Here is a 20,166-nt window from a genome sequence, read left to right on the forward strand (position 1 = left end):
GGTCCGGCCAATTTGCCAATGCTTCGGTCGCCTAGCGGCTGTCAAACATCCAGCTGCGGTTGCGCCACATTTTCTCGCCGACCAGGCAGTCGGTGGCGGGCTTGTCCTGCGCCAATACCACCGGCGGATGCGTGGCTTCTTCTGCCGCCCATTGCGGCGAGGCCGGGCCGGCGAGTTCCAGCACCAGCTTGCGACGGATGGCTTCGGGAAACTGCGTCCAGTCATTGACCGGAATCATGAAGGCTCCGGGTCCGCCGATGACGCAGTCGCTGTAGTAGCGATCGAGATTGCTGACGTCGTAGGCGCCGGAAAAACCGCCTCGCGTCATCAGCGGCAGGCCGTTGATGACGATGCCTTGCTTGATCAGATCGTCGCGGGTCAGGTTGACCGGCGCGCCTTGATTGTTGGGGCCATCGCCCGAAATGTCGATGACCCGCTTCGTGCCCTGGTAGCCGCTTTCGGCGAACAGGTCGTTGCCGAACTCCAGCGCTCCGGAGATCGAGGTGCGCCGCGCGCTGTTGGGCGGCTGAGCGGATAGTTGCGCAACCACCCGCTCGGCGTCGGTGCGGCTGGCGATCACCGTCCACGGCACGATGACGCGCTGCCAGTTGGTGCCGGCCCATTCGACATAGGTGACGGCGATCTTGCCATAAGCGCCATCGGCAATGGCCTGCAGCACATTGTCGTGCGTCAGTGCCGCGGCGTAGCCGTGACGCTGGATCTCGAGTTCGTCCGGAGACATCGACAGCGAGACATCGACGGCCAGCACCAGCTCGATATCGACGGGCTCGTCAGCTTGGGCCGCAGGCGTCAACCAGAGCGTCAGTGCGAACGCGGCGCAGCCTGAAAGGAAATGTCTTGCGCAGGCAAAAGCAGACATGCCGCGAAGGTAAGCGAAAACCGTCGGCTTAAAAAGAGAAAAGCCCGGCCGATGGCCAGGCTTTTGCCTTCATGCCCTTTGCGCCGGCTAGCAATCAGCTGCGCGGCTTCAAATTCTCCAGATCGTAGAGCGGCTTGTAGCCGACAGCCGCCACTTCGACCGGATATGTCTCACCGAAATACTCGATCGTGAGCTTGCGGCCTTCCTGGGCGTACGCCCACGGCAGATAGGCAAGACCGATATTCTTGCCGATGGTCGGGCCATAGGCCATCGAGGTGGTGAAGGACCGCCGGCCGAGTTCGTCGACCAGCGTCTCGCCGGTCTTCGGATCCATCACCGGCATGGTGCCGACGGGATAGCGGGCAACGCCTTTGGAATCGACATTCTCGGTCATCACCAGCGTGCACAGCATGGCCGGTTGGTGCTCGCGGGCGCGGTATTCGACGTGCTTCGCCTTGCCGCAGAAATCGTTCTCCTTGACCTTTGGACGAGCGAGATCCGCTTCGAGCAGATTGTACTCGGTCAGAAGGTCGGCGTTCTGCAGGCGCAGGCTCTTTTCCATGCGGCGCGTGTTGGCATAGGTCTCGACGCCGAAAGGCATCACGCCGGTCGAGCGCAGCGCGTCCCACACAGCGAGACCGTCCTCGTAGCGCATATGCAGTTCCCAGCCCTGCTCGCCGACATAGGAGATGCGGAAAGCGGTGACGTCCTTGCCGCCGATCCGGACCGGCTTGATCGCCGCGAATGGGAAGTTCTCAACAGAGAGCCCGTCCGGGTTTTCGACCACCTTCTGCAAGGTCGCCCGGGCGTTCGGCCCCCAGATGCCGATGGTCACATAGTTCTCGGTCACGTCGGTGATGGTGACGTCGAAACCTTTGTCCTGTGCCGTGCGTCGCATGTACTGGAAGTCGCGCGGGCCAGCGTCCGCGCCGTCGATCAAACGACAGCGGTCGGCCATGCGAATGACGGTAAAGTCGGCCCGCACCATGCCTTCCTCGTCGAGGAAGTGGGTGTAGATGCCCTTGCCGATGTTGTTGTCGCCGCCAATCTTGGCTGCGCACAGCCATTCCAGCAGCGCGACATGGCCTGGACCTTCGATGTCGTACATGGCGAAATGCGACAGGTTGACGATGCCGCAATCCTCGCTCATGGCGAGATGTTCGGCATTGGAGACGCGCCAGAAATGGCGGTTGTCCCATTCGTTCTCACGCACCGGCACCCGGTTGCCGTATTTCTCCAGGAGATGCTCGTTGGCGGCATAGCCGTGGGCGCGCTCCCAGCCGCCGAGTTCCATGAAATAACCGCCGAGTTCCTTCTCGCGCTCCCAGAACGGCGAGCGCCGGATATTGCGGGCCTTGGAGAACGGCTCGCGCGGATGTACCGCCGGATTGTAGACCTTCATCGCCGTCTCGGTGCAGCGGTCCCAGATGAACTGCTCCTTGGTCTGGTGCGGATAGAACCGTGCATAGTCGATGGCATGGTGATCGATTGCGGTGCGGCCGTCGGTCATCCAGTCGGCGATCAGCTTGCCCATGCCGGGACCATCCTTGACCCAGATGGCAACGGCATACCACAGACCCCGCACCTTCTGGCTTTCGCCCATCGACGGGCCGCCATCCGCGGTTACCTGGAGAAGTCCATTGAACGAATGGCTCTCATTATAGCCGAGTTCGCCGAGGATCGGCGTCAGTTCCATGGCGCGTTCGAGCGGCGCCAGGATCTGTTCCATGTCGAGATCGCGTTGCGACGGCGAAAGCCGCGCCTGGTCCTTCTCCAGCAGGTCGCGCGGGTGGCAAAGGCGCGGATTGGTCTCTTCGTAATAACCCCATTCGATCTGCCCGCCCTCGGCGGTCTTGGGATCACCGGTGTCGCGCATATAGGCCGAGTTGCCCTGGTCGCGCAGCAGCGGCCAGCCGATCTCCTTGCCGGTGCCGGCGAACTCGTTGTAGGGGCCGAAGAAGGTCAGCGGATGGTCGATCGGCATGACCGGCAGGTCTTCGCCGACCATTTCCGCTATCAGCCGGCCCCAAATCCCGGCGCAGACGACGACATAGTCGGCCTCAATGGTGCCGCGGTCCGTCACCACGCCTGATATGCGGCCGTCCTTGACGACCAGCGACCGGGCCGATGTGTTGGCGAAGGATTTGAGCTTGCCCGACGCTTCCGCCTGGTCGACCAGCTTGCCGGCGACCGTCTGCGAACGCGGGATGACCAGACCGGCATCGGGATCCCAAAGACCACCTTGGACAATCGCTTCTTCGATGAGCGGAAATTTTTCCTTGATCTCGGCCGGCTCGATCAGGCGGGCGCGCGTGCCAAACGCCTTGGCGGAGGCGATCTTGCGCTTGATTTCTTCCATTCGGCTGTCGTCGCCGACACGCGCGACCTCGAGGCCGCCGATACGCGCATAATGACCCATCTTCTCGTAGAAATCGATGGAGTAGAGCGTCGTCCAGCACGACAGGAAATCGTGGCTGGTGGTGTAGCAGAAGTCGGAGGCGTGCGCCGTCGAGCCGATATCGGTCGGGATGCCTGATTTGTCGATGCCGACAATGTCATCCCAGCCGCGTTCGATCAGGTGATGGGCGATCGATGCGCCGACAATACCGCCCAGGCCGACGATGACGACCCTCGCCTTTTTCGGAAACTCTGCCATTGCCCGCGACTCCAAAGTGATAAAGCGGGCGGACTATAGGGCGGAGCGGCAGGGCGATTGAAGCCTGTTTGCGACATTGGCAAAAAGCCGAGCGACCAGACGGCAGAATGCTTCACATCGGGCGCCTGGGGCGGTTCGCTTTTCGGTGGCTAACTCAGGCGAAGGCCCAGATGTCTTCGGCCTGGAAGCCGACCTGATAGCCTGATGTCTTCAGCTTGACCACGACCTGGCCGATCTCGGCGGCCGGCAGCGCGCCAACCTCGACCTTGATCATGCCGGGGCGGTAGCGCTTGAGGTCGAGCTGTTCGAAGACGATCCAGTCGGCGCCCTCGCAATCGACGAGGAAGGCATCGATATGGATGATGCCGTTGCGGTCGAGCAGCGTCTGCAAGATCTCGGATGGCACCTCGATGTCCCTGAGGTGCGGGGCGAACTTGTTGAAGTTGGCGTCGGCCTCGCCCCAGGCATTCTTGCCCGACATCAGATTGGTGTCGGTGACCGACGAACAGCCGATGAATTCGATGGGCAGCGTGCCGGACTCGAGCGCGGCGGCATCGAAGGTGTGGACGGTGATCGTCCCCTTGGCCTTTGTCACCGCCACCGGCTCAATGATGAACCGGCCGGTGTCGGGATAATTGGCGCGCAGCCGTTTCTGATTGTACGGGATCGGCTCGACCAGCATCGCGCGTGCGCCAGCTATGCGGTGCAGCCACGGCGTCACATCGTCGAACAGCGCGCCGTCGCAGGCGCCGACATTGACCATCTGGAACGGCCGCCCTGCCCCACCGAACCGCGCCTTCAGCGCCGCCTTGGCCAGGAACTTCGTGCCGCGCAGCGATGGTCCGCGGTCGAGAACGCCACTGGGAAGACCGAGCGACAGGGCAACGCGCGCCAGGCTGGATAGCGAACTCATGACTTGTCTCCAGGAATGATTTGCATGGCAGCGCGATTCTGACCGCGAGCCGCGGCCGCCCACAACGCCATGAGCGGCGTCGCCAGCAGCAGGAATGGCGGGATCAGATGCGGGAAATAGATGCGCGTGTCGTGGATCGGGAAGACGGTGAACTTCGCCAGCGCGCCGAGCACCAGTGCCGCAAACAGGATGCCGGCGCGGCGGTCGAGGCGGAAGCCGGCGCGGGCGGCGGCAAGCCAGCCGGCCAGTGCCAGCACCGACACCCCGACCCAGCTGTTCAGGCTGACGGCACGCAGCAGCGAGGTGGCAAATGCCCTGAGATAGGCAACGATGGAGAATGGCGGCTCGAACCCGTCCATATTGTAATGCTGCTCTATGCTGGAGAACCACAGATGCGGCCACCAGCCGGGATGATGCGCCCAGTGCGAGATGGCAAAATAGGCAACGAGGGAAGCGGCAAAGCCGGCCAGCGCGCCCCACGATTTCTGCCGAAAGGCGACCAGCAGCACGGCAAAAACAGCAAGGAAAACAATGTTGTCCGGCCGCACCATGAAGGCGAGGAAGAGCAGGATCGCGGTCGCCATCTCGCGCCCGCGGACATAGGCATAGAGCCCGCCGAGCAGCAGCGCTGACGTGAGCAGATCCGGCGTCGAAGCGCGCGCCGCATCGCCGAAATCGGCCATGATCAGCACCGCGCCGACCACAGGCGCCAAGGCCAGTGCCCCCTCGGAGCGCAGCCACATCAGGGCGATCGCGCCGAACAGCAGAACCGAGACCACTGAGACCAGGCGCATCGCCTCGACCGGCGACATCACCGCGCTCATCGTCGACAGGACCTCGGCGTAGAGGAACTTGATCCGGTACATGCCGAGCAGCGAATGGAAATCGGCGGCATTTTCTGTCATGTGGCTGCGGAAGCCGCCGCCATCATCGGTCAGCGCCTTATAATCGCTTGCCGAAACGCCCGATTTGACTGTGTTGTAGGCATAGTCGTGCAGCGCCTGTGCATCGGGATAGGTGCCTTCCTCTGATATAGCGAGATAGGGCAGCATGTCCCAGTTGGCGTCGGGCATCACCCATGCCGTGAACGCTGTAAAAAGGATGTAGAGCGCGAAGGCCGCAGCGCCGATCGGTGCCGCCAGCCGCGCATAAGTCCCCTCGCCCCACGCCAGGCCGGCTCCGGTGAGCCGGTCGAGTGGGTTTTGTGGAGCGGGCGACTTGGTCAGCATCGTTGTACCCAGCGAACTCGCTTAACGAACCTGGCTTTTGACGAAATCCTTCACGATCGACACGATGCCGCGCGACAGCAGGCTGTCGAAGGCATCGACGAAGCGGTCGACATGCTCGCGCTGGCAGATCAACGGCGGCTCCAGCCGGATGACGTTTCGGTTGTACTCGGTGAAGGCGACCAGCACGCCGTAGTCGCGCAGCAGCAGCGCGCCGACGAAGCCCGACAGCGAGCCCTTCAGCTTGTCGTCGAGCACGCTGACGATCGGCCGCAGCACCATCGGCAAGGTCTGCGAGAAGTCGTGGAACTCCAGGCCGACCATAAACCCCTTGCCGCGCACATCCTTGATGATCTTGGGGTACTTTTCCCTGAGCGCCTGCAGGCGCTGCAGCAAATAGTCGCCGGTGACGGCGGCATTGTCGATCAGGCCCTCGTCGTAGAGCACGTTGAGCCCTTCGATCGAGGTGACGCAGGCCTCGCCCATTCCGCCGAAGGTCGCCATGGCATGGATCATCGCCGTTTTCGGCGTGCCATAGGCCTTCATGTAGACCTCGCGCCGCGCAATCATCGCGCCGACCGCCGCCTTGCCGGCGCCGAGCGACTTGGCCAGCGCCGTCACATCGGGAACGACGCCGTAATGTTCGAAGGCGTAGAAGCGGCCCGAACGGCCGTAGCCGCACTGCACTTCGTCGGCGACCCACAGCACGCCATACTGGTCGCACAACGCGCGCAGCTTCTGCCAATATTCGGCAGGCGCCTGGATGATGCCGCCGCCGCCCTGGATGGTTTCCAGCACGATGACGCCGACCTCCGGGTCGGAACGGAACAGGCGCTCGACCGCCTCGATGTCGGCAAACGGGATACGGACCGTGTTTTCGGCCACCTTGAAGTCGGCGCGGTAGAGCTGGCCGTCGGTGATGCCGAGCACGCCCTTGGTCTTGCCATGGAAGGAATTCTCGGCATAGACGACCTTCGGCCGCTTCGGACCGGCGGCGCGCTCGGCGAGCTTAACCGCCGCTTCCATCGCTTCCGAGCCGGACGAACCCAGAAACACCATGTCGAGATCGCCGGGCGAGCATTTGGCGATGTTGTGCGCAAGTGCCGCCGCATATTGCGACATGAAGGCGATAGCGATTTCCTGGCGCTTCTCCTCCTGGAATTTCTTGCGTGCTTCCAGGATGCGCGGATGGTTGTGGCCAAAGGCCAGCGAACCGAAGCCGCCGAAGAAGTCGAGGATCTTGCGGCCGTTCTGGTCGATGTAGAACATGCCTTCGGCACGCTCGATCTTGATCTTGTGGAAGCCGAGCAGCTTCATGAAGTGCAGCTGGCCGGGGTTGAGATGCGCCTTGAACAGGTCGGTCATCTCTGCGACGTCCATCGCCTTGGCCTGCTCGACACTGATCAGGTTGGGCTTGGCGATGGTGGCGGGCGACAGCGCCGGCGCACTGACCATGGTGCGCGCATTCGTCTGTTCGGGCTTGGCCATGACGGTCATTTCAATCTCCTGTCTGCACGCACGACCGCAATCGTGCGCAACGAAAGCTGTTTTGCGAGCCGCTATTCGGCGGGCACATGTGTGGTGGCGACCGCGAGACCGGCTTTCTTGGCGCGGTACTCGCTATAGGCGGCGATCAGCATGTCCTCGTCGCGATATTGCGGCGCCCAGCCGAGCTGACGCCCGGCCTTGGACACGTCGAGCACGCATTCCTCGTCGGCGATCAGATACTGTTCTGGGTCCATGATCGGCATGTTCATCAGGTCGAGCAGGTCCAGCGTGCGCTTGACTGCCCAGCCCGGTGTCGGGATCAGGATCGATTTCGAGCCGGCATGCCTGATCAGATCGCCGAGCAGCTTCTTGACCGGCGGTGGATTGAGCGAACCCAGATTATAGGCCTCGTTTGGCACGCCGGCCTTCCAGGCCGCGCGGGCGGCTTCGGCGCAGTCGAACACCGAGATGAACTGATAAGGGTTCCTGCCCGAACCGATCATCGGCACCGGAAAATTCCAGTCGATCAGCTTGAACAGTTTTTCGAGAATGCCGAGCCGGCCGGGACCGATGATCAGACGCGGGCGAAACAGCGAGATCGACATGCCGCGCTTGCGCCACTCGGCCGCCAGCTCCTCGGTCTTCTGCTTCGACCAGCCATATTCGCCCAGCGGCGCCACCGGGTGCTCCTCGGTCATAGGCTGCGTGACCGTGTGGCCGTAGATCATGTCGGTCGTGTAGTGGACGAGTTTTGACGCACCGGCTCCGTCCATGGCCTGCATGATGTGCTCGGTGCCATGGAAATTTACAGGGAAGAAGAAGTCATGCCGCTTGGCGCGCACCTGGATCGGCGACAGCATCTTGGCCGACAAATTGTAGACCATGTCGTCGGCCTTCAGCCCAATCGCGGCGACCGAGGCCGGATCGGTGACGTCGCATTGGATAAAGCGGACGCTGCGGTAATGCGGCAGGTCGCTCTTGACGATGTCGGCGACGACAACCTCTTCACCATCGGCCACAAGCTTCGGGGCAAGATGGCGGCCGACGAAACCGTCACCGCCGAAAATCATATGTCTCATCGAACGATCTCGTTTGCTTGGATCTTGTCGGGCGTGATGGAAGCGGCCTGGTCCTCATGCCCTTGCCCACCCAAATCCCGGCCACTTTGCGCGATCAGCACCGTGCCGACGCAGATGAAGGCGATGCCGGCGATCCGCCAGCCATTAAGGTCCTCGCGGAAGACGAAATAAGCGAAGATGGCGACGGCAACATAGGCGAGGCTGAGGAACGGATAAGCGAAGGAGAGCTCGACCTTGGACAGCACATAGAGGTGCGAGGCCATCGAGATGACGAAGGTACACAGGCCAAGGAACACCCAGGGGCTGAAGACGATCTGCAGCAGCTTGACGAGCGGATTGACGCCCTCGAACGAGATCGGTCCGAGCGACATCATGCCTTGCTTCAGCATCAGCTGCGCCGCGGCATTGGTCATGACTGTAAAGAGAATGAAGACGATGTATTTCATGAGTTCCAAGCCACCCCTTCACGCTTCCTACTACAAACCCGCAAACATTTGGTGAAGTCCCAACATTGTTTTGAGTGAATCGCGCTATTAACCATCTGTTAACCAATAATTATTCGGATTTTATCTATTCGGCAGCCTCGACCGAGCCTCGCCGCGTATCCAATCTCTTCGCGGTGCGCGCCCAGAAGTCGGACATGAAGGCGTGGTCGCGGAGCGCTTCCAGCCGCTGCCATTCGGGAAAGGACGAAGCGAAGATTTCGGCCCCCATGCGGGCGTCCTTGTACGGATTGACCGCGCCGCCGGCCTCGACCGTGATGCGGTCGAGCTCCCGCAGCAATGTCAGCGTCGCGGCGCCCCTGTTGGGGAAATCCAGTGTCAGCGTGTAGCCGGGACGCGGAAACGACAGCAGCGCCGGCGAGCGGATGGAGCCGAAGCGTTTCAGCACCGTGAGGAACGAGCCCTGCCCGGCTTGCCTTGCAGCCGCCAGCAATGCCGGCACGGCCTCGCGCGCCGTCTGTTCCGGCACCACGCTCTGGTGCTGGAACAGCCCTTTCGGCCCATAAAGCCGGTTCCAATCGCGCACGCCGTCGAGCGGGAAGAAGAAGCCCTGGTAGCCGGCCTGGCGCGGCACCGTTGCCCGGCTCTTCCTCCACCTGTAGGCAGCGTTGAAGGCGGTCAGGAACGGCCGGTTGAGCACGTTGAACGGCGGCTGGACCGGCACCGAGAAATTGCCGCCGGCGCGCGAAGCGGCATGCGAGCCGTGCTCGGCGTGATTGCCAGTGAGCAGCAGGCCGCGACCGCTGTTGCGACCGCCGGCAAGCTGGTCGATCCAGGCGACCGCATATTCGTTGGCCTGATCGGCCGCCGCGGCCAGGTCGAAGAATTCGCAGAGGTCACGAAACGGCGTCGCCCTTTCGACGATGTCGAGGGAATGCACCCGCATCAGCCGGATCGAGGCCGACAGAATGAGGCCGGTCAGCCCCATGCCGCCGATCGTCGCCGCAAACAGCCGCGCATTGTCTGTCGCCGAGCAGCGATGGGTCCTTCCATCGGACCTGAGCAGCGTGAAGCTCTCGACATGGCAGCCGAAGGTGCCGCGCCGGTGATGGTTCTTGCCATGCACGTCATTGGCGATAGCCCCGCCGAGCGTGACGAATTGCGTGCCTGGCACAACGGCGGGGAAGAAGCCGTAGGGGGCAGCGTGGGCGATGATGTCGGACAACAGCACGCCGGCATCCGCCTTGAGAACACCGGTTTCGGCGTTGAAGGCGTGGATCCGGTTCAGCGATCGCATATCGACGACCGCTCCGGCCCCGTTCTGGCAGGAATCGCCGTAGGAGCGGCCATTGCCATAGGCAAGCAGCGACGCCGGCTTGGCCTGACCGCCCTTCAGCAGCGCGATCGCCTCGTCGGCACCGATGGCGCGCGGCGCCGGCGGCGTGGCAAGGCCAAAGCTTGGGAAACGTCCGGCGGCCATGCCTACCAGCCCCCGATGACCAGCATCACCGCACCGATCAGCACCACGATCTGGCTGCGCCAGTCGCGGATGATGAAGACGACCGGATCGTCATGCATCTCGTTGCGGCGCGCCAGGATCCAGACGCGCATGGTAAGATAGAGCACGATCGGCGCCAGCGGCCAGATCAGCCATGGATGCGGATAGAGTTCCCGCACCGCGACACTGTCCATGTAGAGCGCCAGCACCAGCGCCGAGGAGAAGGCCGAGGCCATGCCGGCCTGGGCGACGATCTCCTGGTCTTCGGTGCGATAGCCGCGACCGGCAATGCGCTCGCCGGGCGGAATGGCGGTGGTGCGCAGTTCGACGAAGCGCTTCACCAGCGCCAGCGACAGGAAGAAGAAGATGGAGAAGGCCAGCAGCCAAAACGAGACGTCGACGCCGGTCGCCGCCGCACCGGCCAGGACGCGGATCGTGTAGAGGCCGGCGAGCGTCAGCACATCGACCAGCAGCATGCGTTTGAACGACAGCGAATAGGCGGTGGTGACGACCATGTAGCCGCCGAGCACAGCCATGAATTCGGGCGACAGGAACAGCCCGGTGCCGATGCCGATCGCCAGAAGCACCGCGATCGCCCCAAGTCCGAACGGGATCGACAGCGCGCCGCTGGCGAACGGCCTGTTGCGCTTGGTGAGGTGTTTGCGGTCGAGCGCGAGGTCGAAGAAATCATTGAGGATGTAGATGGCCGATGCCACCGCGCTGAACGAGACGAATGCCAGCAGGCATTCCCAGATCATGTCGGTGTTGAAATATTCATGCGAGAGCACCATCGGCACTGCGATCAGCGAATTCTTCAGCCACTGATGCACGCGCAGCATCTTGACGATGGTCCGCAAAGTCGGCTTCGGCGCCGGCACCGTCTCGGCGCCATGTGCCGCCTGCCAGCGCGCGGCATGGCGGTCGGGCGCGACGACGATCGCGTTGCGTGCGGCATCGAAGACCTGGAGGTCATGGCGGCTGTTGCCGGCGTAGTCGAAACCGCCATCGCCATAGGCTGCGATCAGCGAGGCGCGCTTCCTGCCCGAGGTGAGGTTGGCGAGACCATCGGTGGCCAGCACCTGGTCGAAAATGCCGAGATGGGCCGCGATGGCGTCGGCGAACTTGCGCGGCGTACCGGTCGCCAGCACGATCTTGCGGCCCTCGGCGTGCTCGGTCCGGAGGCGGCAAAGCAGCACCTCGCGATAGGGCAGCGATGCCGGATCGATGTCGATGCGCTGCGCGATCGCCTGCTTCAGCCGCGCCGGCCCGCCGGCGATCCAGAACGGTACGAGGAAGATATAGAGCGGGTTCTTCTTGAGAAGGATGAACAGCCCTTCCCACAACAGGTCGGTTGCGATCAGCGTGCCGTCGAGATCGACCGCAAGCGGTATTGCGTTCCTGTCCGATCGCGCATCCATGTCCGTCCTGCCCTGCCCGCGTAGAGTTGCGCGCCGCTTTTCGGCGTCTTGAGGCTGGTATAGCGGGCGATGGCGTAGCGAACGTTAAAACGCACGGTTGCAGACGGCTGCCATGGCGGTATTTCCGGTGTCATTGTTAAACAACCGCTACCGGAAACGATAAAAGGCCGGGCAAATGCCCGGCCTCTACAATCGTGACGCCAAGATTACTTGATGCGGGCGACACCGCCCGAGATCTCGACGGTTTCCGAACCGGTCAGGGCTTCGAGATCGCCATTGGGCAAGGTGACGAAGCAGCCGTTCGGGCAGAACTCAACCGTTTCGCCACCGGCCAGCGCAAGGTCGGTCTTGCTGCCGCCCTCCGTTACGACCAGCGTGCGGGTCTCGGCGTCCTTGTTGACCGCGCTCGCGGCATGGACCGAGCCGATGGCGGCGACCAGGGCGACTGCAGCGACGAGAGACTTCCACATGGTGCAATATCGGTGTTCCCACCGCCTCTGTTGCATTTGGCAAGGCATTTTCGCCTTTGCATGGAGCTTATATGAGATGGAAGCTGAACCGCAACTGAATGCCCCATTCATGCCGCAATCGATTCCGGGCAGGATTGAGGTCGACGGAGTCCGAGCCTAGTCCGGGTCCGGCTTCTTGGTTTTGCGAGACTTGACCAGTCGCTTCTTCTCCGCCTCGGCTTCGGCCCTTATCTGCTCCTGTTCGGCGAAGTCGGCCTCGATCTTGTCGTCGTCCGTCGGCCAGGCCTTGGGCTTGTGGGCCTCGACCACGGCGCGCGGCGTCGAGGGGATCTCGATGTGTTCGCTGCTGAATTTTTCGAGGACGGCAAAACGGATGTCGTTCTGCGCGATGTTGCCGTTCATCACGTCGGCCAGGAACACGCGGATTTCGAATTCCAGGGCGGCAGGGCCGAAATTGGAAAACAGCACGAAGGGTTCGGGGTTCTTCAGCACCATTGGGTGGCTGCGGGCGATCTCCAGCAGGACGGCATGAACCTGCTTGACGTCGCTGCCATAGGCGACGCCGACCTTGATGTCGACGCGGCCGAGCTTGTTGCGGTGCGTCCAGTTGCCGACGGCGTTGTTGATCAGGTTCGAATTGGGCAGGATCACCGATTGACGCTGGAAGGTTTCAATCTCGGTGGCGCGCACGCTGATCTTCTTGACCGTGCCGCTGACATCGCCGGCAACGATCCAGTCGCCCACCTTGAACGGCCGCTCGGCCAGAAGGATCAGGCCGGAAACGAAATTGGACACCACGTTCTGCAGGCCAAAGCCGATACCGAGGGAAAGAGCGCCGGCGACCAGTGCCAGGCTGGACAGGTCGATGCCCGCCGCCGAGATGCCGACCAGTGCCGCCAGCGCGACGCCGGCATAGCCGACCGCCAGCCTGATCGAGTTGCGCACGCCGGTATCGACCTTGCCACGCGCCATGACCGAGCCGTCGAGCCAGCCCTGGAACCACCGCGTCAGGAAATAGCCTATGACGAAGACGACGATGCCGGAGAGGATGCCGGTGACCGAGATCGTCACCGAGCCGATGTTGATCCCGGTTGCGAGCTTGTAGGCCCAAGCCTGGATATCGCCGGGCTGGAAACCCCACATCAGCAGGATCAGCGGCAGGAACACCAGCACGATCATCACATTGATGGCAACGCTGACGACAAGGCCGAGCTGGTCGAGGGCCGTATCCTCGTAGCTGGAATTGGCCGACAGCCAGCGCCCGACGGAGGTGTTGGCGAAAGCACCCTCCTCGCCGATCGCCTGCGCCGACAGGAAGCCGATATAGGCGGTGATCAAGGCTGTGCCGGTGACGACGACCTGCAGCGAAACGAACAGCGCAAGGCCGATATAGCCGAGCAAGGCGGCTATGATGGTGAATAGGCCAAGGCCCAGCGATAGGTAGCGCAGCCATGCCGGCCAGGGCCGCCAGCTTCCGTCGCGCGCCTTGAACGGCCTCAGCATCGCCATCAGGATCAGGATGATGCCGACGATGATGGTGGCGACAAAACTGCGGGCGATGGTCAGCGACAGCGGCGAACCCATCTTGTCGTTGATCACCGACAGGAAGGTGTTGACGCTGATGACCACGGCCATGGCGGTGGCCAGGCGCACCAGCCAGCGCGCCGGCCCGGTTTCGACCGGGATCAGGCGCCAGTTCGGCAGCCGCGGTTCCAGCGCCGCATTGGTCAGCCGGTTGACGCAGAACACCACGCCGATGACGGTCGCCAGCGCGTTGAGGAAGAGCCCAATGTCGCCGCGCAACACATTGTAATAATTGAAAAAGAAAATCGTCGATCCAAGAAAGGCGGCAACCGCCAGCGTCGGCAGCAAGGTCGACCAGAAGGCCACCGAAAGGCGGCTGAGATAGGATGGGTCCTCATTGGTGGGGTCGGCTTCGAACACCCGCCCGAACAGGCGCCTGCCGCCGACCAGCAGCACCAGGGCCAGCCCGAGCGCCACGAAGGTTGCCGCCAGGATCGCCTGGAACTTGAACTTGAAGGCAAAGCTCAACCAGGACGACACCGCCTTGTAGAGATTGCCGAACTCGTCGCGGGCGTCGGAAAACACCTGCGGGCTCAGCGCATCCGACAGCACGTAGCGCTTGGTCAAAAGATTGCGGAACAGCTCGCTGCGCATATTGCCGATCTTGTCGATCAGCCCGCTGATGCGGATCGACAGGTTCTGTGCGCTGGCAACGACCGCGTTGATCTCGGCCTTTTCCGATGCAAGCGCCTGACGCTCGCCCGTCACGATGTCGGGCTCCTGCGGCTGGCCCGCCGCCGGTGGAGGACCCAGCACCTCGATGCGATTGTTGATCTCGGTGAGCCGCGAGCGGAATACCAGCGCACTGGTGAGTGCCGCCCGCGACAGGTCCTCCAGCTGCAGACGGATCTCCACGAGTGAGGCATCGTCCTCACCGTCCTGCTGTATCTTCTTCTCGAGATCGTCCGTCTTGGCCGTTAGATCCTGGATGACCTTTTGCTGATCGGCGACCAAACCGGCCGAGCCCTGGCCGAGCGCTTGCGCCATCGCCTCAAACGAAAGCGGCGCCGAAACGACCAGCGTGAGTACCAGGATGAGACGAAGCAATCGGAAAAGCATGATTTGTTGGCGACTCATCGGCGGCAAAGGCAATTTGAAAGCCTGTCCTTGATAAAGACGGCCCTATCATGGGGCAAGCCGTCGTATCGCGAGCCCAACCGATCACTCACGCCGAGTGATCCCATCCCGGGCGTCGGCCAGTCGAAAGGCGATGGCGCAATATTGGCTTTGCGGATGCGGCCTGCTCTATAGTCTGCCGCATCGCCCGAACCGGATGACATCAATGGCAGAGTACTCGGCCTTTTCGCTGCTCGCGAACGCGCTCAAGGGAAACAAGGATTGGAAGCCGGCATGGCGCAAGCCTGACCCGAAGGCGTCCTATGACGTCATCATCATCGGTGGCGGCGGTCATGGGCTGGCGACCGCCTATTATCTTGCCAAGGAACACGGCATCACCAATGTCGCCGTTGTGGAAAAGGGCTGGCTCGGTTCCGGCAATGTCGGCCGCAACACCACGGCCGTGCGCTCGAATTATCTGCTGCCTGCCAACACCCGCTTCTACGAACACTCGATGAAGCTGTGGGAGAACCTGTCGCACGAGCTCAACTACAATGTCATGTTCTCGCAGCGCGGCTGCCTGAACCTGGCGCACACGCCGGCCCAGTTCGACGACTATGCAAGGCGCGGCAACGCCATGCGCCATCTCGGCGTCGATGCCGAACTGATGACGAAGGCTGAGATCAAACGCCTGATTCCGGCGCTCGATATCTCCGACAGCGCTCGCTTCCCGGTGGTCGGCGGCCTGATGCAGCGCCGCGCCGGCACCGCCCGCCACGATGCGGTGGCCTGGGGCTATGCGCGCGGCGCCGACAGGCGCGGCGTCGACATTATTGAAAATTGCGAGGTCACCGGCTTCCTGCGCGACGGCGACCGCATATCAGGCGTCACCACTTCGCGCGGCGACATCCGCGCCAGGAAGGTGGCCGTGGCGGTCGCCGGCAGCACCGGACGCGTCATGCAGATGGCCGGCATCGAGACGATGCCGATCGAGAGCCATGTGCTGCAGGCCTTCGTCACGGAATCGCTGAAACCCTTCATCGACACGGTCGTCACCTTCGGCATGGGCCATTTCTACATGTCGCAGTCGGACAAGGGCGGCCTCATCTATGGCGGCGACATCGACGGCTACAACAGCTACGCCCAGCGCGGCAATCTGCCTGTCGTCGACGAGGTGATGAGCGAAATGCTGGCGTTGTTTCCGGGCCTCGCGCGCGTGCGCATGCTGCGCTCCTGGGGCGGTGTTTGCGATATGTCGATGGACGGCTCGCCGATCATCACCGCCGGCCCCCTGCCCGGCATGTATCTCAACTGCGGCTGGTGCTATGGCGGCTTCAAGGCGACGCCGGCTTCCGGCTGGTGCTTCGCCTGGACCATCGCCAAGGACCAGCCGCACGACCTCAACGCGCCCTTCACGCTCGACCGCTTCCACCGCGGGCTGGTGATCGACGACAAGGGCCAGGGTGCAAACCCGCGGCTGCATTAGGCAATAGGTAGAGTCCAATGTTGATCACTTGCCCCTATTGCGGCCCGCGCGACGTCATCGAGTTCACCTATCAGGGTGACGGCAATCGTGAGCGTCCCGACCCCGCCTCGCAGAATTTCGAGGCGTGGAACGCCTATGTCTATGACCGGCTGAATCCGGCCGGCGACCACAATGAGATCTGGCAACATTCCGGCGGCTGCCGCGCGCATCTCAAGGTCGTGCGCAACACGCTGACGCATGAGATTTCCAGCGTTGCCTTTGCGCGCGGCGATCATGGGTCGGCCGCCCGCCACAAGGCGGAGGACAAGGCATGAGCCCGCGCCGCGCCGACACCGGCGGCCGCATCGACCGGCTGAAAACCATCCGCTTCACCTTCGATGGCACGGCCTACACCGGCCATGCCGGCGACACGCTGGCGTCAGCCCTGCTGGCCAAGGGCGTCACGTTGTACGGGCGTTCGTTCAAATACCACCGCCCACGCGGCCTGCTCACCGCAGGCGTCGAGGAACCCAACGCGCTGGTGACAGTGCTGAAGGGCGAGGTTCGCGAGCCCAACATTCCAGCGACCATGGTCGAGATCCATGACGGGCTGGTTGCCATCAGCCAGAACCGCTTTCCCTCGCTTGCCTGGGACATCAACGCCGTCAACCAGCTCGGCGGCAAGATCCTGTCGGCCGGGTTCTACTACAAGACCTTCATGGGACCGGTGTTCGGCCCGCTCAAGGGCACGCGTTTCTGGATGTTCTGCGAACACTTCATCCGCCGCGCAGCCGGTCTCGGCAGTGCCGGATCGGCGAAAGACCCGGCCCGCTACGAACGCATGAACGCCTTTTGCGACGTGCTGGTCGTCGGCTCCGGCCCTGCCGGCCTGATGGCCACCAAGGCCGCCGCCGATCAGGGTGCGCGCGTCATGCTGGCCGATCTCGAGCCGCATTTCGGCGGTTCGGCCAACTGGTCCGAGGAAACGATCGATGGCGCGCCTGCCGCCGATTGGGCGCGGCGCACCGTCGCCCAGCTCGCAGGCCGCGACAATGTCCGGCTTCTGCCGCGCACCACGGTGTGGGGTTACTACGACAACAACACGCTTGCCGCGCTCGAACGGGTCAGCGACCATAAGGAGCACCCCGGCAAGGGCGAGCCGCGTCATCGCTATTGGGCGATCCGCGCCAAATCCGTGGTCCTGGCCACTGGTGCGTTCGAGCGGCCGCTCATCTTCCCCGGCAATGACCGGCCAGGCGTGATGCTGGCGCATGCAGCCGAACGCTATGCCAACGAATTCGGCGTGCTGCCGGGCGAGCGGATCGCGTTGTTCACCAACAATGACAGCGCCTATCGGGCGGCTGTCGCCTTGAAGAAGGCCGGCGCCGCGGTCGTCGCCATCGCCGATGTCAGGCCGGAACTTTCGCCGGAGATGCGCAAGCTGGCCGCGGAAGCCGAGGCAGAGATCTTTGCCGGCCATGCCGTCGTCGCCACCGAAGGCGGCAAGGCGCTGTCCGGCCTCAAGCTGCAGCGCTTCGACATGGCCAATGGGGCACTCATCGGTGATGCACGCAGTATCCATGCCGATTGCCTGCTGATGTCCGGCGGCTGGTCGCCGACCATCCATCTGGCCAGCCAGGCCGGCGCCAAGGCGGAATGGAACGCCGCGCGGCAAGCTTTCCTGCCGCCAAAGCCGACACAGAGCTGGATCGGCGCAGGCGCCTTCACCGGAAGCTTCTCGACGGCCGAAGCCATCGCCGAAGGCCGCGCCGCCGGCCTCGCCGCCGCAGGCGGGCAGAGCACACCGTCCATGCTGCCGACCGTCGAAGCAGTGCCTGGCGATCCCGACCCCGCCCCGGTGTTCGAGATCAGGGCCAAGGGCAAGAGCTTTGTCGATTTCCAGCACGACGTCACGGCCGAGGACGTGCGGCTGGCTCACCGGGAAGGCTTTGTCTCGGTCGAGCATCTCAAGCGCTACACCACGCTCGGCATGGCGACCGACCAGGGCAAGAGCTCCAACGTGCCTGGCCTTGCCATCATGGCCGAGGCGCTGGGCAAGCCGATCCCCGAGGTCGGCACGACACGCTTCCGGCCGCCCTTTGCTCCGGTGTCGATCGGCTCGCTGGCTGCCGAGCGTTTTGGCGACCTGAAGCCAGAACGATTGACGCCGATGCATGACTGGCATCTGGCCAATGGCGCGACGATGTATTCCGCCGGCCTCTGGTACCGGCCGATGATCTATGGGCTTTCAGGCGAAACGGTCGAGCAGGCCTATGTGCGCGAAGCCAAGGCGACGCGCGAAAGCGCCGGCATCGTCGATGTCTCGACACTGGGTAAGATCGCGGTGCAAGGCCCTGATGCCGCCGCATTCCTCGACCGCGTCTACACCAACATGTTTTCGACGCTGGCCGTCGGCAAGGCCCGCTACGGGCTGATGCTGCGTGAGGACGGCCTCGCCTTCGACGATGGCACCACCTGGCGGCTCGGCGAGCAGGATTTTCTGATGACCACCACCACGGCCAACGCCGGCAAGGTGATGCAGCATCTGGAATATTTCCTCGACGTGATCTGGCCGGAGCTGAAAGTCCACGTCACCTCGGTGACAGACGAATGGGCAGGTGCCGCGATCGGCGGCCCGAAGGCCAGGCAGATCCTCGCCGCCTGTGTCACCGGCACGTCGGTCGACAACGCCACCTTGCCCTTCATGGGCATCGTGCGCGGCGAAATATCAGGCGTGCCGGTGATGATCTGCCGGCTGTCCTTCTCCGGTGAAATGGCCTTCGAGGTCTATTCCGGCGCCGGCCATGGCACCCATGTCTGGGAAGCGCTTGTCGAAGCCGGCAAGCCGTTCGGGCTGGTCACCTACGGTCTTGAGGCATTGGGCACCATGCGCATCGAAAAGGGCCATGTCACCGGCGCCGAGATCGACGGCCGCACCACGGCGCGCGACCTGCATCTCGACTGGATGCTGTCGAAGAAGAAGCCGTTCATCGGCTCGGCGATGATGGACCGCGAAGGCTTGATCGCATCGGACCGCCTCGAACTGGTCGGCCTGATCGCCCTCGATAACCGGCCGCTCAACGGTGGCGCCCACATCGTCGAGGAGGTTGACGAAGCCAATCCGCACGACTCCATCGGCCATATCACCGCCTGCTGCTATTCGCCGGCGCTCGGCAGACATATCGCGCTGGCGCTGATCGAGGGCGGCAAGGCACGGCACGGCACGCGCGCCCACGTCTCCGATCCCTTGCGCAACCGGTTCGGACCGGTCGAGATCGTCTCCAACCACTTCTTCGATCCGGACGGGAGCCGCATGCATGGTTGAGCACCAATCCCCGCTTGAGCCGGAATTTCACGTCGGCTCGCACGGCAATTTCGAGCATGGCGTCGAGATCATCCTGACCGAGACGAGGCCGGGCTCGATCGTGCAACTCGCCGCCTGGCCGGGCGAGGAGAAGAGGCTGATCGCAGCCATCCGCACCGTCACCGGGCTGGCGCTTCCCGATGGCGCCGGCGGCGGAGTGAGCGACGGGGTCAAGTCAGTGTTCGGCTTCGCGCCGGGGAAGTTCACCGTTGCCGACGAGGCCGAAGGGCTGGCCGCTGCCTTTGCCAAGGTGGTGACCTCGGCCATCGGCACGGTGACCGATCTCTCGCACGGCCGCACCGCCATCCGCATTGCCGGGCCGAAGGCCGAATGGGTGCTGGCGAAATTCTTCGCCATCGACTTTTCGCTGCCGGCCTTTCCCAATGGCGCCGGCCGCTCGACCGCTCATCACGACGTCTTCGCCCAGATCCAGCGCACCGGCGCCGACCAGTTCGACATCTATGTCTTCCGCTCGTTTGCACGCTCGTTCTGGAAGGCGCTCTGCCACGCCAGCAAGGAAGTCGGCTACGAGGTGCAATAGGCGGCGCCGAACGGTCGCATCGCTCCTGCTTCTGGCATCAACGCCAGCCGTTTCTGCCGCTAGAGAATCAGGCCGCAGGCGCCCA

The 20,166-nt window shown here is 63.3% G+C and carries 15 protein-coding genes; 4 read left to right on the forward strand and 11 right to left on the reverse strand.

All coding sequences use genetic code 11. The annotated features are described in order from the left end of the window. Positions 1 to 31: 31 nt before the first annotated feature. The 11 genes from AC0L2D_RS01310 to AC0L2D_RS01360 all read right to left on the reverse strand — a co-directional run bounded on the left by AC0L2D_RS01310 (position 32) and on the right by AC0L2D_RS01360 (position 14,714). The gene (locus tag AC0L2D_RS01310; protein WP_473540167.1) at positions 32 to 880 is read right to left on the reverse strand and encodes a DUF1194 domain-containing protein; all 849 of its coding nucleotides are present in this window, start codon (positions 878 to 880) and stop codon (positions 32 to 34) included. A gap of 94 nt (positions 881 to 974) precedes the next feature. Then, positions 975 to 3,536 (reverse strand): GcvT family protein, encoded by a 2,562-nt coding sequence (locus AC0L2D_RS01315; protein ID WP_473540168.1) that lies wholly within the window; start codon positions 3,534 to 3,536, stop codon positions 975 to 977. Between the two features lie 154 nt (positions 3,537 to 3,690). Then, positions 3,691 to 4,449 carry an FkbM family methyltransferase gene (locus AC0L2D_RS01320; RefSeq protein ID WP_473540169.1) on the reverse strand — a complete coding sequence of 253 codons (759 nt, stop codon included), beginning with the start codon at positions 4,447 to 4,449 and terminating at the stop codon, positions 3,691 to 3,693. Further along, on the reverse strand, positions 4,446 to 5,678 hold the full coding sequence (locus AC0L2D_RS01325; RefSeq protein ID WP_473540170.1) for a hypothetical protein: 1,233 nt from the start codon (positions 5,676 to 5,678) through the stop codon (positions 4,446 to 4,448). The genes AC0L2D_RS01320 and AC0L2D_RS01325 overlap by 4 nt, the downstream gene beginning before the upstream one ends. 21 nt (positions 5,679 to 5,699) lie before the next feature. Beyond that, positions 5,700 to 7,130, reverse strand: a complete 1,431-nt coding sequence (locus AC0L2D_RS01330) for an aspartate aminotransferase family protein (RefSeq protein ID WP_473540327.1) — start codon at positions 7,128 to 7,130, stop codon at positions 5,700 to 5,702. Positions 7,131 to 7,234: 104 nt separating this feature from the next. Continuing rightward, positions 7,235 to 8,242 carry an NAD-dependent epimerase/dehydratase family protein gene (locus AC0L2D_RS01335; RefSeq protein WP_027160518.1) on the reverse strand — a complete coding sequence of 336 codons (1,008 nt, stop codon included), beginning with the start codon at positions 8,240 to 8,242 and terminating at the stop codon, positions 7,235 to 7,237. Beyond that, positions 8,239 to 8,688 (reverse strand): EamA family transporter, encoded by a 450-nt coding sequence (locus AC0L2D_RS01340; RefSeq protein ID WP_024501326.1) that lies wholly within the window; start codon positions 8,686 to 8,688, stop codon positions 8,239 to 8,241. The genes AC0L2D_RS01335 and AC0L2D_RS01340 overlap by 4 nt, the downstream gene beginning before the upstream one ends. A gap of 124 nt (positions 8,689 to 8,812) precedes the next feature. After that, positions 8,813 to 10,165 (reverse strand): FAD-binding oxidoreductase, encoded by a 1,353-nt coding sequence (locus tag AC0L2D_RS01345; protein ID WP_027160519.1) that lies wholly within the window; start codon positions 10,163 to 10,165, stop codon positions 8,813 to 8,815. A gap of 2 nt (positions 10,166 to 10,167) precedes the next feature. Beyond that, entirely contained in the window at positions 10,168 to 11,601 is a 1,434-nt protein-coding gene (locus AC0L2D_RS01350; RefSeq protein WP_013531146.1) for a UbiA family prenyltransferase, read from the reverse strand. A 206-nt stretch (positions 11,602 to 11,807) separates the two neighbouring features. Then, a complete protein-coding gene (locus AC0L2D_RS01355) occupies positions 11,808 to 12,071 on the reverse strand; it encodes a hypothetical protein (protein WP_023812335.1) in 264 nt (87 codons plus the stop codon). A 156-nt stretch (positions 12,072 to 12,227) separates the two neighbouring features. Further along, entirely contained in the window at positions 12,228 to 14,714 is a 2,487-nt protein-coding gene (locus AC0L2D_RS01360) for a mechanosensitive ion channel family protein (protein ID WP_275952808.1), read from the reverse strand. A 223-nt stretch (positions 14,715 to 14,937) separates the two neighbouring features. On the opposite strand from AC0L2D_RS01360, the gene AC0L2D_RS01365 reads away from it, so the two are divergent. The 4 genes from AC0L2D_RS01365 to AC0L2D_RS01380 are packed head-to-tail and all read left to right on the forward strand — an operon-like array spanning position 14,938 to position 20,081. Beyond that, positions 14,938 to 16,197: a sarcosine oxidase subunit beta gene (locus AC0L2D_RS01365; protein ID WP_063170258.1), complete on the forward strand. Its 1,260-nt coding sequence runs from the start codon at positions 14,938 to 14,940 to the stop codon at positions 16,195 to 16,197. 17 nt (positions 16,198 to 16,214) lie between these two features. Next, positions 16,215 to 16,511, forward strand: coding sequence for a sarcosine oxidase subunit delta (locus AC0L2D_RS01370; protein WP_013531142.1), 297 nt, complete (start codon positions 16,215 to 16,217; stop codon positions 16,509 to 16,511). Beyond that, on the forward strand, positions 16,508 to 19,501 hold the full coding sequence (locus tag AC0L2D_RS01375; protein WP_473540173.1) for a sarcosine oxidase subunit alpha: 2,994 nt from the start codon (positions 16,508 to 16,510) through the stop codon (positions 19,499 to 19,501). The genes AC0L2D_RS01370 and AC0L2D_RS01375 overlap by 4 nt, the downstream gene beginning before the upstream one ends. Continuing rightward, positions 19,494 to 20,081 (forward strand): sarcosine oxidase subunit gamma, encoded by a 588-nt coding sequence (locus AC0L2D_RS01380; protein WP_473540174.1) that lies wholly within the window; start codon positions 19,494 to 19,496, stop codon positions 20,079 to 20,081. The genes AC0L2D_RS01375 and AC0L2D_RS01380 overlap by 8 nt, the downstream gene beginning before the upstream one ends. The last annotated feature ends 85 nt before the right edge of the window (positions 20,082 to 20,166 follow it).

This window comes from Mesorhizobium sp. WSM4833 (assembly GCF_055811095.1).

Bases quoted from the DNA above. Each gene is read 5' to 3' on its own strand.
- AC0L2D_RS01350 (WP_013531146.1), bottom strand. From the start codon at position 11,601: ATGGATGCGCGATCGGACAGGAACGCAATACCGCTTGCGGTCGATCTC.
- AC0L2D_RS01380 (WP_473540174.1), top strand. From the start codon at position 19,494: ATGGTTGAGCACCAATCCCCGCTTGAGCCGGAATTTCACGTCGGCTCG.
- AC0L2D_RS01370 (WP_013531142.1), top strand. From the start codon at position 16,215: ATGTTGATCACTTGCCCCTATTGCGGCCCGCGCGACGTCATCGAGTTC.
- AC0L2D_RS01340 (WP_024501326.1), bottom strand. From the start codon at position 8,688: ATGAAATACATCGTCTTCATTCTCTTTACAGTCATGACCAATGCCGCG.
- AC0L2D_RS01315 (WP_473540168.1), bottom strand. From the start codon at position 3,536: ATGGCAGAGTTTCCGAAAAAGGCGAGGGTCGTCATCGTCGGCCTGGGC.
- AC0L2D_RS01345 (WP_027160519.1), bottom strand. From the start codon at position 10,165: ATGGCCGCCGGACGTTTCCCAAGCTTTGGCCTTGCCACGCCGCCGGCG.
- AC0L2D_RS01330 (WP_473540327.1), bottom strand. From the start codon at position 7,130: ATGGTCAGTGCGCCGGCGCTGTCGCCCGCCACCATCGCCAAGCCCAAC.
- AC0L2D_RS01375 (WP_473540173.1), top strand. From the start codon at position 16,508: ATGAGCCCGCGCCGCGCCGACACCGGCGGCCGCATCGACCGGCTGAAA.
- AC0L2D_RS01355 (WP_023812335.1), bottom strand. From the start codon at position 12,071: ATGTGGAAGTCTCTCGTCGCTGCAGTCGCCCTGGTCGCCGCCATCGGC.
- AC0L2D_RS01335 (WP_027160518.1), bottom strand. From the start codon at position 8,242: ATGAGACATATGATTTTCGGCGGTGACGGTTTCGTCGGCCGCCATCTT.
- AC0L2D_RS01360 (WP_275952808.1), bottom strand. From the start codon at position 14,714: ATGCTTTTCCGATTGCTTCGTCTCATCCTGGTACTCACGCTGGTCGTT.
- AC0L2D_RS01320 (WP_473540169.1), bottom strand. From the start codon at position 4,449: ATGAGTTCGCTATCCAGCCTGGCGCGCGTTGCCCTGTCGCTCGGTCTT.
- AC0L2D_RS01310 (WP_473540167.1), bottom strand. From the start codon at position 880: ATGTCTGCTTTTGCCTGCGCAAGACATTTCCTTTCAGGCTGCGCCGCG.
- AC0L2D_RS01325 (WP_473540170.1), bottom strand. From the start codon at position 5,678: ATGCTGACCAAGTCGCCCGCTCCACAAAACCCACTCGACCGGCTCACC.
- AC0L2D_RS01365 (WP_063170258.1), top strand. From the start codon at position 14,938: ATGGCAGAGTACTCGGCCTTTTCGCTGCTCGCGAACGCGCTCAAGGGA.